The 15,567-nt window shown below is 59.2% G+C and carries 18 protein-coding genes and 1 riboswitch; all 18 genes read right to left on the bottom strand.

The window, feature by feature from the left end; translation table 11 throughout:
- Window positions 1–21: 21 nt before the first annotated feature.
- Entirely contained in the window at window positions 22–762 is a 741-nt protein-coding gene (locus FEZ62_RS17555) for an adenosylcobinamide-GDP ribazoletransferase (RefSeq protein WP_172929259.1), read from the bottom strand.
- The gene (gene cobC, locus FEZ62_RS17550; protein WP_172929258.1) at window positions 750–1,322 is read right to left on the bottom strand and encodes an alpha-ribazole phosphatase family protein; all 573 of its coding nucleotides are present in this window, start codon (window positions 1,320–1,322) and stop codon (window positions 750–752) included. The genes FEZ62_RS17555 and cobC overlap by 13 nt, the downstream gene beginning before the upstream one ends.
- The gene (gene cobT, locus FEZ62_RS17545; RefSeq protein ID WP_172929257.1) at window positions 1,322–2,377 is read right to left on the bottom strand and encodes a nicotinate-nucleotide--dimethylbenzimidazole phosphoribosyltransferase; all 1,056 of its coding nucleotides are present in this window, start codon (window positions 2,375–2,377) and stop codon (window positions 1,322–1,324) included. Before cobT ends, cobC begins: the two co-directional genes overlap by 1 nt.
- The gene (gene cobU / locus FEZ62_RS17540) at window positions 2,374–2,892 is read right to left on the bottom strand and encodes a bifunctional adenosylcobinamide kinase/adenosylcobinamide-phosphate guanylyltransferase (RefSeq protein ID WP_172929256.1); all 519 of its coding nucleotides are present in this window, start codon (window positions 2,890–2,892) and stop codon (window positions 2,374–2,376) included. The genes cobT and cobU overlap by 4 nt, the downstream gene beginning before the upstream one ends.
- Window positions 2,885–4,372 (bottom strand): cobyric acid synthase, encoded by a 1,488-nt coding sequence (locus FEZ62_RS17535; protein ID WP_172929255.1) that lies wholly within the window; start codon window positions 4,370–4,372, stop codon window positions 2,885–2,887. The genes cobU and FEZ62_RS17535 overlap by 8 nt, the downstream gene beginning before the upstream one ends.
- Window positions 4,369–5,361: a threonine-phosphate decarboxylase CobD gene (gene cobD / locus FEZ62_RS17530; protein WP_172929254.1), complete on the bottom strand. Its 993-nt coding sequence runs from the start codon at window positions 5,359–5,361 to the stop codon at window positions 4,369–4,371. Before cobD ends, FEZ62_RS17535 begins: the two co-directional genes overlap by 4 nt.
- On the bottom strand, window positions 5,354–6,262 hold the full coding sequence (gene cbiB / locus FEZ62_RS17525; protein WP_172929253.1) for an adenosylcobinamide-phosphate synthase CbiB: 909 nt from the start codon (window positions 6,260–6,262) through the stop codon (window positions 5,354–5,356). The genes cobD and cbiB overlap by 8 nt, the downstream gene beginning before the upstream one ends.
- A 40-nt stretch (window positions 6,263–6,302) precedes the next feature.
- Window positions 6,303–6,953, bottom strand: coding sequence for a 5,6-dimethylbenzimidazole synthase (gene bluB, locus FEZ62_RS17520; RefSeq protein WP_172929252.1), 651 nt, complete (start codon window positions 6,951–6,953; stop codon window positions 6,303–6,305).
- Between the two features lie 21 nt (window positions 6,954–6,974).
- Window positions 6,975–8,267 (bottom strand): cobyrinate a,c-diamide synthase, encoded by a 1,293-nt coding sequence (locus FEZ62_RS17515; RefSeq protein WP_172929251.1) that lies wholly within the window; start codon window positions 8,265–8,267, stop codon window positions 6,975–6,977.
- 70 nt (window positions 8,268–8,337) lie between these two features.
- Complete coding sequence (gene cobO / locus FEZ62_RS17510) at window positions 8,338–8,949, bottom strand: cob(I)yrinic acid a,c-diamide adenosyltransferase (RefSeq protein WP_069899150.1); 612 nt, start codon at window positions 8,947–8,949, stop codon at window positions 8,338–8,340.
- Window positions 8,946–9,518 (bottom strand): hypothetical protein, encoded by a 573-nt coding sequence (locus FEZ62_RS17505; RefSeq protein ID WP_172929250.1) that lies wholly within the window; start codon window positions 9,516–9,518, stop codon window positions 8,946–8,948. The genes cobO and FEZ62_RS17505 overlap by 4 nt, the downstream gene beginning before the upstream one ends.
- A gap of 72 nt (window positions 9,519–9,590) precedes the next feature.
- On the bottom strand, window positions 9,591–11,432 hold the full coding sequence (gene btuB, locus FEZ62_RS17500) for a TonB-dependent vitamin B12 receptor (RefSeq protein ID WP_172929249.1): 1,842 nt from the start codon (window positions 11,430–11,432) through the stop codon (window positions 9,591–9,593).
- A gap of 118 nt (window positions 11,433–11,550) precedes the next feature.
- Window positions 11,551–11,780: riboswitch (cobalamin riboswitch) on the bottom strand.
- A gap of 35 nt (window positions 11,781–11,815) precedes the next feature.
- The gene (locus FEZ62_RS17495) at window positions 11,816–12,136 is read right to left on the bottom strand and encodes a hypothetical protein (RefSeq protein ID WP_172929247.1); all 321 of its coding nucleotides are present in this window, start codon (window positions 12,134–12,136) and stop codon (window positions 11,816–11,818) included.
- A gap of 18 nt (window positions 12,137–12,154) precedes the next feature.
- Entirely contained in the window at window positions 12,155–12,805 is a 651-nt protein-coding gene (locus FEZ62_RS17490) for a class I SAM-dependent methyltransferase (protein ID WP_172929245.1), read from the bottom strand.
- 18 nt (window positions 12,806–12,823) lie between these two features.
- Window positions 12,824–13,342, bottom strand: a complete 519-nt coding sequence (locus tag FEZ62_RS17485) for a C40 family peptidase (RefSeq protein ID WP_172929243.1) — start codon at window positions 13,340–13,342, stop codon at window positions 12,824–12,826.
- A 40-nt stretch (window positions 13,343–13,382) separates the two neighbouring features.
- The gene (locus tag FEZ62_RS17480) at window positions 13,383–13,928 is read right to left on the bottom strand and encodes a C40 family peptidase (protein ID WP_335723251.1); all 546 of its coding nucleotides are present in this window, start codon (window positions 13,926–13,928) and stop codon (window positions 13,383–13,385) included.
- A gap of 196 nt (window positions 13,929–14,124) precedes the next feature.
- Window positions 14,125–14,730 (bottom strand): C40 family peptidase, encoded by a 606-nt coding sequence (locus FEZ62_RS17475; RefSeq protein ID WP_069899163.1) that lies wholly within the window; start codon window positions 14,728–14,730, stop codon window positions 14,125–14,127.
- Between the two features lie 76 nt (window positions 14,731–14,806).
- Entirely contained in the window at window positions 14,807–15,565 is a 759-nt protein-coding gene (locus FEZ62_RS17470) for an NAD-dependent protein deacylase (protein ID WP_172929240.1), read from the bottom strand.
- Between the last annotated feature and the right edge of the window lie 2 nt (window positions 15,566–15,567).

Raw genomic sequence — 15,567 nt, 5'->3', positions numbered from 1 at the left:
ATCGGGGGATGCACTCAGCAGCTAAATGGCCAAGGCGACTAATACCCCACATTCTATCAATTCAAGCACAGCGCCAGCGGTATCACCCGTCATTCCTGCAATTCGCCGGATCATTGCACGCCGCAGTACCAATAAGACAAAACCAGCGACCAGCAGCCCAACCCCACCCGCAGCGCCAAACAGCAGCACCAGCACAGCGGCGTTGAGCAGCAACACCCGCGTCATCATCGCGCCCGGCAAATTCGCCGCCAGCGTCGCGCCCAAGCCATTGGCTCGCACATACGGCGTGGTCATGAACAACAATGGCATGGCGCAGCGGGCAATCCAGGGTGCAAGCAGTAACCACATGCCATGCCCCACCTCAATCAGCGCCACCAGTGCAGCGAACTTGAGCAACAGCACCACCACCAGCACGGCTACGGCTACCGGACCGCTGCGCGGGTCTTTCATGATGCTCAGGGTGCGCTCGCGATCGCCCAACCCGCCAACCCAGGCATCAGCGCAATCGGCCAGCCCATCGAGATGCAAGGCGCCGCTGATTGCCACCCACACCGCCAATAACAGAGCGGCCTGAAGCAAGCTGTAGGTGTTCGCCAAGCACCATTGAACAAACACCAGCAAGGCGCCGATGAGCAACCCAACCAGCGGATACCAAAGCAGTGAACGGCCCAGTTGCTGATCACTCGGCATCGCTTGTAAACGTACCGGCAGGCGCGTGAGAAACTGCACGGCGATCAGCAGAGGCAAGCTCAGACCAGACACAAACGGCCCTCCGTGTTGCGCTGCAGGTGCACACACTCGCCATGGCCAACCACTACTTGCAGCATCTGCTCACGCGGCAAGCCACGGGCGAACGCAGAGAGCAGACGTATCACTCCACCATGCGTCACAAGCAAAACGCGTTCTCCGTCAAAGCGTGCTTGCAGGCGATCCAGGGCGCCGAACACGCGCGCAGAAAACTCTGCAACGGGTTCACCGCCTGGCGGTGTATAGGCATAGGGATCGGCCCAGAACTGCCCGAGTTGCTGCTCATGGGTAAGCATCAAGTCGGCAGGGCTGCGCCCTTCCCATTCGCCAAAATGCAGTTCTTGTAAATCTGCCTCAATACTCAAGGGCGCACCGCTGCTTTGCGCCAGCGCTTCGGCGAATAAACGACAGCGCTGCAAGGGCGAACTGACCAGTCGATCCCAACGCGGCAGTTGGCTGGCCGTGGCGTGCATCTGCTCCCAGCCCAGTGCTGTGAGTGCATCATCAATGCTGCCGCGCAGCCCGCCACCGCGTTCGGTTTCACCGTGGCGCAGCAAGTCGATCAGCAGATTCATCAGCTGCGATTCGCCACAGCGGCCTGATCAAAGGTGGCCATTTCGCCATGGAGTTTACAGGCCATTTGCAGCAGAGGCGTTGCCAGTGCCGCACCACTGCCCTCGCCCAGTCGCAGCCCCAATTGCAGCAAAGGCGTGGCTTCAAGTGCTTGCAATACCCGGGCATGGCCGGGCTCTGCACCTTGATGAGCAAACAGCAACCACGCCCGGCACGATGGATTGAGACGCACGGCAAGCAAGGCGGCAACGCTGCAAATAAAGCCATCGACCAGCACAGTGATTCCGGCTTGTGCGGCGGCGAGATACGCCCCGACTAACGCTGCAATCTCAAACCCGCCCAGGCACTGCAAAATCGCTAACGGATCGTCCAACTGCGGGCGATGCAGCGCCAGCGCAGCTTCGATCACCGCAATCTTGTGCAGCACCCCGGCGTGATCCAGCCCAGTGCCCGGGCCGGTCAAATCTGCCACGGGGCAATCCAATAAAGCGCAGGCCAGCGCCGTAGCCGAGGTGGTATTGGCGATGCCCATTTCGCCGCCGATAAACAGCTGAGATTTCGGAACATCCGCTTGCAGAGCGGCGTCACGTCCAGCAGCCAATGCCGCCCTGCACTGTTCCATGTTCATGGCGCGGGTGTGGGCGAAATTTGCCGTGCCCTTGCCCAGCGCCAGATGCTTCACGCCCGCCAGTTCAGGCAATGCTGTAGCGGTGCCCAGATCAATCACCTGCATGTGCGCGCCAAGGCTGCGCGCCAGCACGCTGATCGCCGCACCGCCATTAACAAAGTTTGCCAGCATCTGGCCAGTAACAGCTTGCGGGTAAGCCGATACCCCCTCGACGGCAATACCGTGATCACCAGCAAAGACGCAGATCGAAACCGCATCAACCAGCGGCAGCTCACGGCCCTGCATACCGGCGAGTTCAATTGCCAGTTGCTCCAGCTGGCCGAGCGAGCCGCTGGGTTTAGTCAGCACCTGCTGGCGGGCTTGAGCTTGTGCACGCGCGGTCTGATCAATTGCTTTCGCTGGTTGTTGCCACCACGCCTGACTACTCATAACTGCCCTTTTAAAACCATCGGTAAACCTGCCACACAAAAGACCACACGCTCGCTGCGCTCGGCCAGCGCCTGATGCAACCAGCCGGCTTCATCCACAAAACGCCGGCTGAGTTGGCCCATCGGTACCACGCCCAGACCGGTCTCGTTACTCACCAAAATAATCCGCCCGGGCAAATCGGCCAGCGTCGCCAGCAGTGCATCACGCTCGTCTGCCAGACGCTGCGGATCATCAAGCAGCAACAAATTACTCAGCCACAACGTCAGGCAATCGACCAGCAGGCAACGCTGCTCAGCGGCGTTTTCACGCAGCACACGGGCCAGCTCCAGCGGCTCCTCACACAATTGCCAATGGCCGGGGCGACGTTCACGATGATGACGAATACGCTCACTCATCTCGCCATCCAGCGCCTCGCTGGTGGCGATATAAGTCACCTGCAGCCCGCTCTCAGATGCCAGCTTTTCAGCCAATTTGCTCTTACCGGAACGGGCGCCGCCGAGAATCAAATCAACCATGGACAGCACTCGCTGCAGGCAGGCCGCAAAGTGCGCGCAGTTTTGCAGTATCCAAGTGTTCGACGACCATGTCCGCCAGCCGCTCGATATCGCGCTCGCGCAGAGCGTGGTAATCAACCGCCTCGACCTCACGCAAACCAGCCCAACCGAGCAACGCCGTGGTAGCAGCAGTGGACTCGAACAAGCCGTGAAGATAGGTGCCCAACACGTTTCCATCGGCGCTGATGGCGCCATCGGTGCGGCCGTCATCCAGGTTCACGGCGGGTTGCAAAAGCCCGGCGCCCGTGGTCACTCCCGCATGAATTTCATAACCGCTGACAGCGGCACTTTCGAGGCACAGGCGGCCCTGCACATTGCGCAGTTGCTTGTGCTCGCGCAGCACCGTGTCAATCTCAAGCAACCCCAAACCCTGACTACTGCCCGCCGGGCCTTCGATGGCATCGGGGTCATCAATCGACTGACCAAGCATCTGCATGCCACCACAAATGCCGATGACTTTTCCGCCATAACGCAGATGCTTGCTGAGCGCTTGATCCCAGCCCTGCTCGCGTAAGAACTGCAGGTCGGCACGCACGCTTTTCGTGCCCGGCAAAATAATCAGATCTGCCGGCGGAATGGCCTGACCGGGGCCGACAAATACCAACTCGACTTGCGGATGCAAGCGCAGCGGGTCGAAATCGGTGTGGTTGCTGATGCGCGGCAGCACCGGCACAACCACCTTGAGTTGCTCGCAGGCTTTGACGCTTTGACGTTGGTCGATTGCGTCTTCGGCTTCAAGATGAAAATCCATCAAGTACGGCAGCACACCCAACACCGGCTTGCCGGTGCGCGCCTCCAACCAGTCGAGGCCGGGCTGCAGCAATGCAATGTCGCCACGAAAGCGATTGATCACAAAACCCTTTACCCGCGCCTGCTCGCTCAGTGAAAGCAGCTCAAGCGTGCCCACCAGATGCGCAAATACGCCGCCCTTGTCGATGTCTGCAATGATGATGACCGGGCAATCCACAGCCTCGGCAAAGCCCATGTTGGCGATATCACCGGCGCGTAAATTAATCTCGGCAGGCGAACCGGCGCCTTCAACCATGACCACCTGATAAGCCGCGCTGAGGCGTTGGTGAGACTCGAGTACGGCATTCATCGCGACCTTCTTGTAGTCGTGATAAGCCACCGCATCCATGTTGCTCAGCGCCCGCCCATGAATAATCACCTGCGCGCCAACATCACTGTTGGGTTTGAGCAGAATCGGATTCATGTCGGTGTGCGTGGCCAGCCTCGCCGCCTGTGCCTGCACCGCCTGCGCACGGCCAATCTCGCCGCCGTCGGCAGTCACCGCACTGTTCAACGCCATGTTTTGCGGTTTGAACGGCACGACGCTAACGCCCTCGCGCACCAGCCAGCGACATAACGCCGTTACCAGCGTGCTCTTGCCGGCATCCGAGGTTGTGCCCTGCACCATCAGGGTATGAGCTGTTTGGGTCATCTTAATCTCTGCTGAAATTCGCTCAAGCCGCGTGCCAGCCGCTGCCAGCCAGGCTCATCGGCAGGCAGGCCAAAACGGATGCCTGGAGGTGTATTGAAGAGCCGCACCAGCACGCCGCGCTCGGCCAGAAACCCATGCAACTGCTCGGCATCGGCCAACTCGACCCGCTGAAACAATGCGCAGCCGCCGCTTGGTTCAAGGCCGTTAACCGTTAGCAGTTGCTGCAAACGCGCGCTGTCGATCAACAGCCGCTGACGTTGCAGGTGCTGAGCGGGTCTGTCGGCCAGCACGCTGCTGGCAATTTGTCGGGTGGGCCCGCTGATGGTCCAGGGCCCGAGTAACGCATCGAGCGCCGCCAGCACTTTGGGCTCGGCCAACACAAAGCCCAAACGCGCACCGGCCAAGCCAAAGAACTTGCCCAGCGAACGCAGCACGATCAAGCCGGGCTTCGCTGTTTGCGGCGCCACACTCAGCTCGGGGGTGCAGTCTATAAAGGCCTCATCGACCACCAGCCAGCCGCCTCGCCCGGCAAGCTGTCGATGCCAGCCCAACAACTGCTGCGGTGAATAGAAGGTTCCGGTCGGGTTGCCCGGATTGATCAGCACCAGCACATCGACTTGCCCGACATAAGCGTCGATTGCCGATGCTTCGATTTCGTTAACCTGATGGCCTTCACGCAGCCAGGCGGCGGCGTGCTCGGCGTACGCAGGCGAGACAATCGCCACCTGCTGGTTTTTACGCATGCGTGGCAGCGCTTGAATTGCCGCTTGTGAGCCGGCCACCGGCAATAGTTGCGGCGCGCTGTAAAACGCGCAAGCCGCCGCCTCAAGGCCGTCATCCAGCTCGGGTAAACGACGCCATGCATCAGCGCTGACCGTCGCCAGTTTAGGCGTATACGGGGCAATACCGGTCGACAAGTCCAGCCACAGCGAAAGCGCTATGTTGTACTTCTGCGCAGCTTCGCGCAGCCGGCCGCCATGCTCAAGCAAGGGTCAGCTCGACGCCAAGTACGATAAGCAACCACAACAGCACCCCGGCCCAGACGCGATTCATTGCTCGTTCGATATCACGTGCCCGCGGCTGCGGGCCGTCGCCCAACTCGGGCCGCTCATGCAACTCGCCGTGATAATAAGCAGGCCCGCCCAAGGTGACATTCAGCGCTCCCGCACCAGCAGCCATTACCGGCCCGGCATTGGGGCTGTCCCACAGTGGCGCCTGGGTTCGCCAGCAGTGCAGCGCCTGCCGCGTGCGCCCGCACAGCGCATAAGTCAGGGCTACCAGACGCGCGGGAATATAGTTGAGCAAGTCATCTATCTTGGCCGCGGCCCAGCCGAAACGCTCGAAGCGCTCGGTACGATAACCCCACATGGCATCGAGGGTATTACTCAGCCGGTACAACACCACGCCGGGAGCGCCCGCAACTAAAAACCAGAACAGACTGGCAAACACCGCGTCACTGCCGTTCTCAAGTACTGACTCGGTGCCTGCACGGGCCACCCCGGTCGCGTCCAGCTCACGGGTATTGCGGCTGACCATATAACCGACACGCTCACGCGCCAGCGACAGATCACCCAGACGCAATGCTTTAACCACTGCATGCGCATGCTCGCCAAGGCTTTTCAGGCCGAGGGCGAAATACAGGGCGAAAATCTCCACACACCAGCCAAACGCCGGGACCTGCGCAAGCAGGCCGACCACCAACGTAATCGGCAGTACAGCGATGCACCACGCGCTCACGCCATGGCTGCGCCAACCGCCACCCGACTGATTGAAGCGCTGCTCGATACGCTCCGCCATCTGGCCGAAAGCGACTAGCGGATGCCAGCCCTTTGGCTCACCGAATACTGCATCCAGCGCGACACCTGCTGCGCTCGCAAGGAACAGGCTCATAGGCATCGCGCCCGATTATTTGACGCAGACAAGGCGTTCATTACTGGTGTTTTCCCCATTGATTGTTGAACAGTAGCTCACTCAGCGGCCGGGTCTTTGCCCAACCTTCCTGGACCAGCATTGGCTTACTGTAGAACTCGGCAACCGGCCCCAGACACAGAACCCCAAGGGGTTTGCTGCCAGTCGGCATGCCTAGCAATTGCGCCATTGCCTGTGGCTCAAACAGTGAGACCCAACCCATGCCAAGATTCTCGGCACGCGCTGCCAGCCATAGATTTTGAATGGCGCACGACATGGATGCCAGATCCATTTCCGGCAATGTCCTGCGGCCAAACACGTGAGTTTCACGTCCATCCATCAATGCGACAACCAAAACTTCGGCGCAGTCGGCAATTCCCTCCACCTTGAGGCGCATGAATTCATCGCTGCGCTCCCCTAACGCCTGCGCGGTTCGTAGCCTCTCCTCCTCAACCAGCGCCTGAATCTTCCCCCGCAACGCGCGGTCGGTAATGCGAATAAACCGCCACGGCTGCATCAACCCAACACTCGGCGCCTGATGAGCCGCCTCCAGCAGATTCGCCAGAATTGCCGGGGGCACTTCGCCGCCGACAAAGTGGCGCATGTCACGCCGCTCGGCAATCACCCGATAAACCGCGTCGCGCTCTTGCTCGGTGAAGTGTTGATCGCTCATGTTGGCTCCCTCAACTCACCGTCATGGCCGCAATAAAGCGGCAGCAGCCGCAGGATTGGACGGCATATAGAAGTGGATATACGAGGCGCTCAGGCGGCCCTCGCGATACACCGGCTCTGCCGCGCGTTTGTAATTCGGGCATTCACCCAGGGCCAGCGGTTGCAGTGCAGTGTGCATGCTGGAGTGGTGAAAAGTGTGGCCGCGCAATACGCCTTCCGGCAGTTCGACCGACTGCAACGCCAAAGCCGTCAGGCGCTTTTGTAAGGTTGCCTGTCCTTTGAGAACCCCGAGCATGGCGGCGCCATGACCGTCCTTGTCGGTCAGCCTTTCAAGTAAATACAGCATGCCGCCGCACTCGGCGAGTATTGGCTTGCCTGCCGCGTGATGGCTTTTTATGGCTTGCGCCATTGACTGATTGGCGGCTAGTTGCGGCAGATGCAACTCGGGATAACCGCCCGGCAAATACAGGCTGTCGACCTCGGGCAGATGCTGATCAGTGACCGGCGAGAACAGGCACAACTCGGCGCCCATCGCCTGCAACAGATCGAGATTGGCCTGATAAATAAAGGCGAACGAACTGTCGCGGGCCACGCCAATTCTGACCCCGGCCAACAGCGGCTGAATATCCCTCGGTGGCGGCGCCGCAAAGCTGACGGCAGGCGGCAACTCGACCGACGCGCTGGCTTGCAGGGCATCGGCGGCAGCGTCGAGTCGGGCATCGAGATCATTCAGCTCATCGGCCTGAACCAGGCCCAGATGCCGACTCGGCAACTCGAAGCCGGCACTGCGCGGCAAGCCGCCGTACCAGCGAATTGATGTTGGCAGAGCGTCGCGCAAAATCTCGCCGTGACGGGCACTGCCCAGACGATTGGCCAGCACCCCGGAGAATGGCAAGTCTGCCTGATACGTCGCCAGACCATGTGCCAGCGCGGCGAAGGTTTGCGCCATGGCCGAGGCATCAATCACCGTCATCACCGGCACGTCGAAATGTCGCGCCAAGTCCGCGGCCGAAGGGTTGCCATCGAACAAGCCCATGACGCCTTCGATCAAAATCAGATCAGCTTCCTCCGCAGCCTCCCACAACAGGCGACGGCTTTCGGCTTCGCCGACCATCCACAGGTCCAGCTGATAGACCGGCTGGCCAGAGGCGCGAGCCAGAACCATCGGATCGAGAAAGTCAGGCCCGCATTTGAACACCCGCACGCGCTTGCCGGCGCGCCTGTATAACCGCGCCAGCGCAGCAGTGACGGTCGTCTTGCCCTGCCCCGAGGCTGGCGCTGCGACCAACAGAGCCGGACACTTGCGAATACTCATAGCTTGTCACCTTCTCCAATTATGACGCCGACGTAGAATGCTCAACGCCCTCGTCTCGCCGCTAAGCCGCCTAGTATTCGACTCCGGGCTGGGCCTTCACGCCGTTTTTGTAGGCGTGTTTGATCAAGCCCATTTCAGTCACGGTATCGGCCGCCTCGATCATCGCCGGCGGTGCGCCGCGACCGGTTACAACAACGTGCTGCAACATCGGCCGGGCTTCAATATCGGCAAGCACTTCGCTCAATTCCAGATACCCGTACTTGAGCGCGATATTCAGCTCATCAAGCACCACCAAGCCAATCTCAGGGTCGCTCATTAGCTCTACAGCAATTGCCCAGGCTGCCTTGGCCATGCTGATATCACGCTGGCGATCCTGGGTTTCCCAGGTAAAGCCACCGCCCATCACGTGGTAGCGGACCTCTTGCGGAAAGCGCCGGAAGAACGCCTCTTCGCCAGTGGTCGCCGAGCCCTTGATGAACTGCACGATACCGACCTTGATCCCGTGACCCAGCGCACGGGCAACCATGCCGAATGCCGAACTGCTTTTGCCTTTGCCGTTGCCGGTATGTACCAGCAACAAGCCATATTCGTCCTGCGCCTGAGCGATGCGCTCATCAATCAGGGCTTTTTTTCGTTCCATTCGCGCCTTGTGCCGGGCGTCGCGTTCTGCAGATTCACTCATGACTTCACCTCACTCTTTTGCTTGAAGTGGCTGCCCTGCCCGATCAACACAAACAACAGCGCCGCAACGCCGATGTACCAGGCCAGCGTGCCCAGATAACGCGGCAAGTAAACGCTGAAACGCTCCAACAACATGCTCAAAGTCGGATCTGCATAGCGGCCGGAGAAAAACAGAAACCCGCCGCCCGAGAACAGGTAGCAGACTGATGCACTGATAATCACCGTAACGGCCAACAGCAGCAGGCTGGAAAATTTGTCCTGATGCATGCGCGCGTACAGGCGCCCGCCAAACCACAGCGAGGCATAGGCTGGAACCAGCATCCAGTATGCCGGGGACATGCACCAGTCGCTGACGCCAGCCCACTCAATTGCCGCAAAGTCGAGCAAGGACGCCTCAATAAACAACGCCGGAAAAACCCAGCGAGGCTTAAGCAGAACACCCGCCAGAAAGAACACGGCCCACGAGGCGCTGGGCAAATTCACGGTCGCAAAATGATGGCCCCGGGTAATTGCCATTAACACCGCCAGCGCCAGGCCGATCAGCAATTGATTGCGTGTGCTCAGGTTCATCGTTAACTCCTTGAATCGCTTGGCAGCAAAACGGCTGCGCCGCCGTTAAGCCGCGCAACCGTTTGCACAGGGTTACAGGGCTTGGTAACGCACGGTGAAATACACCGCCTGGCCCGGCTGGTTATAGCCGTCAGCCGTCTCGTAATCGGCATCAAACAGATTGGCGATGCGACTTTGCAGGCGCCATTCTTCCGTGAGGCGATACTCGCCGCGCAGGTCGACATTGGCGTAACCGGATAGCTCGGTGGTGTTGGCCAGATCGTCATAACGCTGGCCTTCCGCGTGCACGCTGGCGCCCACACTGAAGTCGCCAAAACGACGATCCAGATCCAGGTTGAACAGTTGCTTGGCCCGGCGTGCGAGTTCGTTGCCGTCATTGGCACCGCCAGAGCTGTCTTCCGGGTCCATCAAGGTGTAGTTGGCATTCCAGTCAACGCCCATCCACTGGCTGGCAAGTACCAGCTCGACGCCGCGAATCGTCGCCTCGGCAACGTTTGCCGGGCCTTGAATCGAGGAGTCGTAGGCAATCAGGTCATCAATGCGTGTGCGGAACGCATTAACTTGCCACTGGCCCCAGCTGTGCTCTCCGACCAGGCCGAATTCCAGGCTTTCGGAGGTTTCCGCATCGAGGTCAGGGTTGCCGTAGTTGGGGTAGTACAGTTCATTGAAGGTCGGTGCCTTAAACGCCGTGCCGAAGCTGACAGTGCTGCGCAGCCAGTCGGTCAGTGCGTAGCCGTACGCAATGTTGCCGGTGTCGTGACGGCCAAACTGCTGGTTATCGTCCTGGCGCAGCGACAGTTGCCAGTCGTGGCGGCCCACATTGCCCAGATATTGCACGAAAACGCCGTTGTTATCGCGCGAGTCTTCGGCATAAGCGGTGCTGCCGTTAACCTCATCAAGCTGATAATCGGCGCCAACGGTCAGGGTCTGGCCAGCGGCGACGGCAAAGTCGTTCTGCCAGCTCAGGCTGTCGCGACGGGTGTCGAAACGCGAGTAGAACGCGGCGTCCTGATAGGCGTCGGATTTATCTTCGCTGCGCCCGGCTTGCAAGGTGACCTGCCAGGGTTCCAGCGGCGAAAAACGCGCCCGCGTACCAAGCACCCGGGTTTCGCCGTCGGCATTGGCATTGAAACCCGAGGTCCGTGCACGGTTCACCGAGTCGTAATCGTTGTGCGACTTGGCCTGCAAAATGTTCGCGTCCAACTCCAGCCCGTTGTCGAAACGGTAACCACCGCTCAACGAACCGGCGAGATTGCGATAGCCGTCGTCATCACTTTCATAGCCGCTGGTGCCGACCGACTTGACGTTGATGCCGTCGGTGTCCGAGCTGCTCATGCTCAGGTTGTACCAGCCCTTATCGGTGCCGCCCGCTACCCCGGCGCTGCCGGTATAGGTGTCATGTGTGCCGATACCCGCCGAGAAAAACGGTTTGGGGCTACCGTCGGTGCCTTTGCGGGTAAAAATCTGGATAACCCCGCCAATCGCCTCGGAGCCATAAAGGCTTGAGCGTGGCCCGCGAACAACTTCGATACGATCAATCAGCTCTATCGGCAGGTCTTGCAACGCCGCCCCGCCCGAAGTGGCTGAGCCGACTTTTACGCCGTCGATCATGACCAGTACGTGGTCAGACTCGGTGCCGCGCATAAACAACGAAGTGCTTTTGCCGGGGCCACCATTGTTGACCAAATTGACGCCAGGCACGCGCTTGAGCAACTCGGGCACCGAGCTGACCTGGCTTTGTTCGATTTTCTTGCGATCAAACACCGTGACCGCAGCCAGATTTTGCTCGGCCGTTTGCGGGGTGCGCGTGGCAGTGATGACCAGGGGTTCGAGTTCGCTGCTGTCGGCAGCGTGAACCTGAGTTACAGCGGCGCACAGCAAGGCAACTGCTGGCGTGAAAAAGGACTTACTCATTTCTAGGTATGCTCCGTCGCTCTCACCCGTGCGACATAGGCTTAGGGAGACATACGGAGAACAGACGCGCACGCGCAACAACACAGGGCCGCACGTACGCCAGACAAAGCCCTCCGCTATGCCGTGAACTGCGACAGGCCGGTCTCCGGGCTTACGAGTTATCTGCTGAGGATCAGCACACCAGCGAACGCACCTTCCCATGCTGAGCACAGTGGTTGAAAAAGCGTTGGCTTGACTCGTCTACCGTTGCGGGGGCAGCGTCGGAATTGTCAGATCGATATCTGGCGCACCGACTTCCCTGTTTCACCCCTGACTAAATGTCGGGGCACCTGAAGCAAGGCGCGCAGAGTAGTGGCTTGATGCCAGAAGGTCAATTGCTACGATTAATGCCGCGGCATGAAACCGGCGGGTTTGGTCGCCAACCATTCGACGAAGGTTCGCAGGCGCTCATCGGTTAACAGCGCCTCACGGCTGTGATACGTCAGCGCCAGTTGCTTCTCGCTGAACAGCCGGTGGATCTGGTTATGGCAGGCCCGGCAGACCCAGAGCGTGGCGCTGATGCACTGTTGCTTGCTGAAGCGTTTTTGCACATACGCTTCGTCATGCAAGGCTTTGGGGATCAGATGATGGCGCGTCAACGCCGCCGCCCGCTGGCACAGCTCGCAGGCATCGGGTTGCGGGGGCAGACGAATCGGTTCGGGCATGATCGGACGCAGGTTTGCTCAGCGCTTGCGGCACAGCGTCAGGCCGTCGCCAATCGGCAGCAACGACAGATCAATTCGCGTATCGAGTTTAAGTGCGCTGTTGAGCATCTGGATCGCCCGCGTATCGGCGCTCTCAGCATCCATCTCAAGCACCCGGCCGCTCCAAAGGGTGTTATCGAACAGCAACAATCCGCCTTGGCGCAGAAGCCGCAGGCCGTGTTCGAGATACGCCGGGTAATTGGCTTTGTCGGCATCGACAAAAACCAGATCAAATGCGTCATCGGCAAGTTGCGCCAGCGTCCCCAAGGCCGGAGCCAGGCGCTGTTCGATGCGCGAATCGACTCCCGCCTCTTGCCAATAACGCTCGGCGATGCGGTTGTAGTCCGCAGCCAGGTCGCAGCAAATCATCTGCCCGTCAGCCGGCATTGCCTGCGCCATGCACAATGCGCTGTAACCGGTGAACGTGCCGACTTCGACGATGCGCTTGGCGCCGGTGAGCTGCACCAGCAACGCCATGAACTGACCTTGCTCGGGCGCGATTTGCCAGCGCGCAGTGGGCATTTGCGCAGTCTCGTCGCGCAGACGCTTTAACAGCGGCGTCTCGCGCAGGGAGACATCGAGCAGGTAGTCATAGAGTGAATCGTCGAGATTCAAGGTTCGATTGGTCATATCGCAAAACCCGTTCTATCAAGGGTTGTGAGCAATATCCGCAGTGAACACGCGCTTGGCGTTGAGGTAGGCGCGCTGCCAGTAAACATTGCTCAGGCTATCAAGACGCACGGTACCACCACTTGAAGGCGCATGTACAAAGCGCCCTTCGCCGACATAAATACCGGCATGGCTGACCTTGTTGCCGCCAGCGGTCGCGAAGAACACCAGATCGCCACTTTGCAGGGCATTGCGCGAAACACTCGGGCCACGCAGATTGATCAGTTGCGAGGTGGTGCGCGGCAATTGGATACCCGCAGCATCGCGGTAGACGAAGCCGATAAGGCCGCTGCAATCAAAACCGCCTTGCGGGGTGTTGCCACCGTAAACATAAGGCGTGCCGACCAAGCCGATGGCGCGCATCAGTACATCATCTGCATTGCCGTTGAAACTGTGGCTGACTGTAGGCTGAACCGGTTGGGGAGCCGGCGCCTGGCTGGCGCAACCGGCCAGCAAAGCGAGAACAAGTAATAGTGCGTTACGGGTCGTTGCTACCATGCGAGTTCGATCCTGAGCCTTGCAAAATTACTGAGTCGAGCTAAGAGCGATGCGACACACGTGACCGAGAGGCTAGTACAGGCTGGTCGCGATTGCCACGATCGGCCTTGCTGCTAGCTACACGAGAGGCCGCACTGGCTCCGCCGAGAAAGCGCTTGGCACCAATGTAATGGCGGCTCCAATACGCGCTGTCCAGCTTGGAAATACGGATTGTCTTGCCGGTACGCGGAGCATGAATGAAGCGCCCGCCGCCGATATACAGCCCCATGTGGCTGACCCGACCGCTGCCGTTGTGGTTGAAGAACACCACATCCCCTGCCCGCAGACTGGAGCGCGCAACAGTTGGCGCTTTGGTCGAGTGCAGCATTTGCTGAGTCGTGCGCGGCAAGTGAATGTTCGCCTCGCTGCCAAACAGATACACGATCAGACCGCTGCAATCGAAACCGCGATGAACACTGGTGCCGCCCCAGCGGTACGGAATCCCTAACAATTCACGGGCGCGATCAACAATGGCATCGGCCTTGGGCAACTCAACCTTGACCGCTCGGGCTGCCGGGGCTGCATGAGCCTGGAATGCGGTGCTCACGGTCAAAGAGAACAACAAGAATGATTTTATTAAAAAGTGACGCATAAACTTAACAACCTGAATCTGGCAGCATACCAACGACGACGCTGCAAAAATTTAATGTGATCGCGGCTCACCACCTAAGACCGCACCTTGTTGAAAGATAAAAGCGGCCAAACACAAATGAAAAAAGGCGCCTAAGCGCCTTTGAAAAACACTACCGAACGGAGGACTGTTCTGTGGAAGCCATTGCCAGAACTCGTTTGGCTTCAAGATAATTTCGCTTCCAATAACTGTCCTTCAGGCTGTCGATCCGCACACCGTTGCGGCGGCTTGCGGAGTGGATGAATTGATCATCCCCCAAGTAAATACCAGCGTGGCTGACACGGCCCCGGCCATTGGTGCTGAAAAACACCACATCGCCCGGTTCAAGCTCACTGCGCTTAACGACAGGTGCATCTACTTGAATCATTTCACGCGTCGAGCGCGGCAACTGCAGGCCCGCCTCTTCTTCAAACAGATAACCGATAAAGCCACTGCAGTCGAAGCCGGTTTGCACCGAGCTACCGCCCCAGCGATAACGAGTACCCAGAAGTGAACGACCGTGAGAGAGAATGCTGTCTGCCAGTTCAGGCAGTTTGTAGGCTGTTTCATCACTGAATGATGGAACGTTTTCCGGCTCTGGCAACGAGTCCAAATCAATTGCAACCGTCGGGGCTTTGACTGCCTCCGTCATTGGCGGTTGCTGAGGCGCCTGGCTTGCACAAGCAGCCAGGAGGACAGTGAGTGCAATCGGCACGAGGGGCGATAGGCGTTTTAGCATAGGGCGCGTACGTGTCAAAATTCAGATATTCGCGAAACTATGCCTTCTATAGCGCCCATTTGCAAATTCTATTGAACTAAATGTGACTTACCAGTGCCGGCAAAACATCTAAGGCAGTTCCTTGCAGGTGAATATCGACGGTTTCGCTAAGCGCGGTTACGGTCGGATTGACCTCTACGGTGAAGCCTCCGGCGAAGCGCGTACGCACGATTGGCTCGGTAATATAGCCGAAGCTTGCCGTGGTGCCGACACTCATTACCAGGTCAAAACCCTGCATCATTTGCTCCTGCAATTGCGCTAATGCGCGCGTTGGCAGCATTTCCTCGAACAGCACCACTGGCGGGCGCAAAATCCCACCACAGTGTTTGCACAACGGCGGTAACGGTCTTTGCAGATGCTCGGCCAGTTGCGCATCGACCTCACCACAGGCCTGACAGAACAGCGGCGCTATTTCGCCGTGGATTTCAATCAATCGCTCGTCAGGGCTGCCCGCCGCCCGGTGATAACCGTCAATATTCTGGGTTAGCACCCAGCATTCGGGCTTCAACTGCTGCAATTTTGCCAGCGCATAATGCCCGGCATTGGGCTCGGCCTGCATACAGGCGCGCGCCAGTTCTGCCAGGTATTCCCAGCACAGCGCCGGATCACGCGTGAGCATTGGCCCGGACAATGCCGTCTCGATGGCCAGCCCTTCGGCCGTTTTACCGTTATAGAGCCCGCCAAGGCCGCGATACGTCGGCAAACCGGAATCGGCCGACAAACCAGCTCCGGTGATGATCAGAATCCGTTTGGCCGCCCTGATGGCGCTGAGAACTTGCTCGACAGACGATTGCACGG

This window comes from Pseudomonas sp. MS19 (assembly GCF_013277615.1).
GTDB lineage: Bacteria > Pseudomonadota > Gammaproteobacteria > Pseudomonadales > Pseudomonadaceae > Aquipseudomonas > Aquipseudomonas marincola.
The sequence above is the reverse complement of the archived record's forward strand: the minus strand, read 5'-3'. Positions and strand labels throughout refer to the sequence as shown.

What these genes read in the sequence shown, in the direction of transcription:
- btuB (WP_172929249.1), bottom strand. Translation starts at nt 11,432, where the DNA reads ATGAGTAAGTCCTTTTTCACGCCAGCAGTTGCCTTGCTGTGCGCCGCT.
- FEZ62_RS17490 (WP_172929245.1), bottom strand. Translation starts at nt 12,805, where the DNA reads ATGACCAATCGAACCTTGAATCTCGACGATTCACTCTATGACTACCTG.
- cobO (WP_069899150.1), bottom strand. Translation starts at nt 8,949, where the DNA reads ATGAGTGAATCTGCAGAACGCGACGCCCGGCACAAGGCGCGAATGGAA.
- cobT (WP_172929257.1), bottom strand. Translation starts at nt 2,377, where the DNA reads ATGAGTAGTCAGGCGTGGTGGCAACAACCAGCGAAAGCAATTGATCAG.
- FEZ62_RS17505 (WP_172929250.1), bottom strand. Translation starts at nt 9,518, where the DNA reads ATGAACCTGAGCACACGCAATCAATTGCTGATCGGCCTGGCGCTGGCG.
- FEZ62_RS17485 (WP_172929243.1), bottom strand. Translation starts at nt 13,342, where the DNA reads ATGGTAGCAACGACCCGTAACGCACTATTACTTGTTCTCGCTTTGCTG.
- cobU (WP_172929256.1), bottom strand. Translation starts at nt 2,892, where the DNA reads ATGGTTGATTTGATTCTCGGCGGCGCCCGTTCCGGTAAGAGCAAATTG.
- FEZ62_RS17515 (WP_172929251.1), bottom strand. Translation starts at nt 8,267, where the DNA reads ATGAGTATTCGCAAGTGTCCGGCTCTGTTGGTCGCAGCGCCAGCCTCG.
- FEZ62_RS17475 (WP_069899163.1), bottom strand. Translation starts at nt 14,730, where the DNA reads ATGCTAAAACGCCTATCGCCCCTCGTGCCGATTGCACTCACTGTCCTC.
- FEZ62_RS17535 (WP_172929255.1), bottom strand. Translation starts at nt 4,372, where the DNA reads ATGACCCAAACAGCTCATACCCTGATGGTGCAGGGCACAACCTCGGAT.
- cobC (WP_172929258.1), bottom strand. Translation starts at nt 1,322, where the DNA reads ATGAATCTGCTGATCGACTTGCTGCGCCACGGTGAAACCGAACGCGGT.
- FEZ62_RS17495 (WP_172929247.1), bottom strand. Translation starts at nt 12,136, where the DNA reads ATGCCCGAACCGATTCGTCTGCCCCCGCAACCCGATGCCTGCGAGCTG.
- bluB (WP_172929252.1), bottom strand. Translation starts at nt 6,953, where the DNA reads ATGAGCGATCAACACTTCACCGAGCAAGAGCGCGACGCGGTTTATCGG.
- cbiB (WP_172929253.1), bottom strand. Translation starts at nt 6,262, where the DNA reads ATGAGCCTGTTCCTTGCGAGCGCAGCAGGTGTCGCGCTGGATGCAGTA.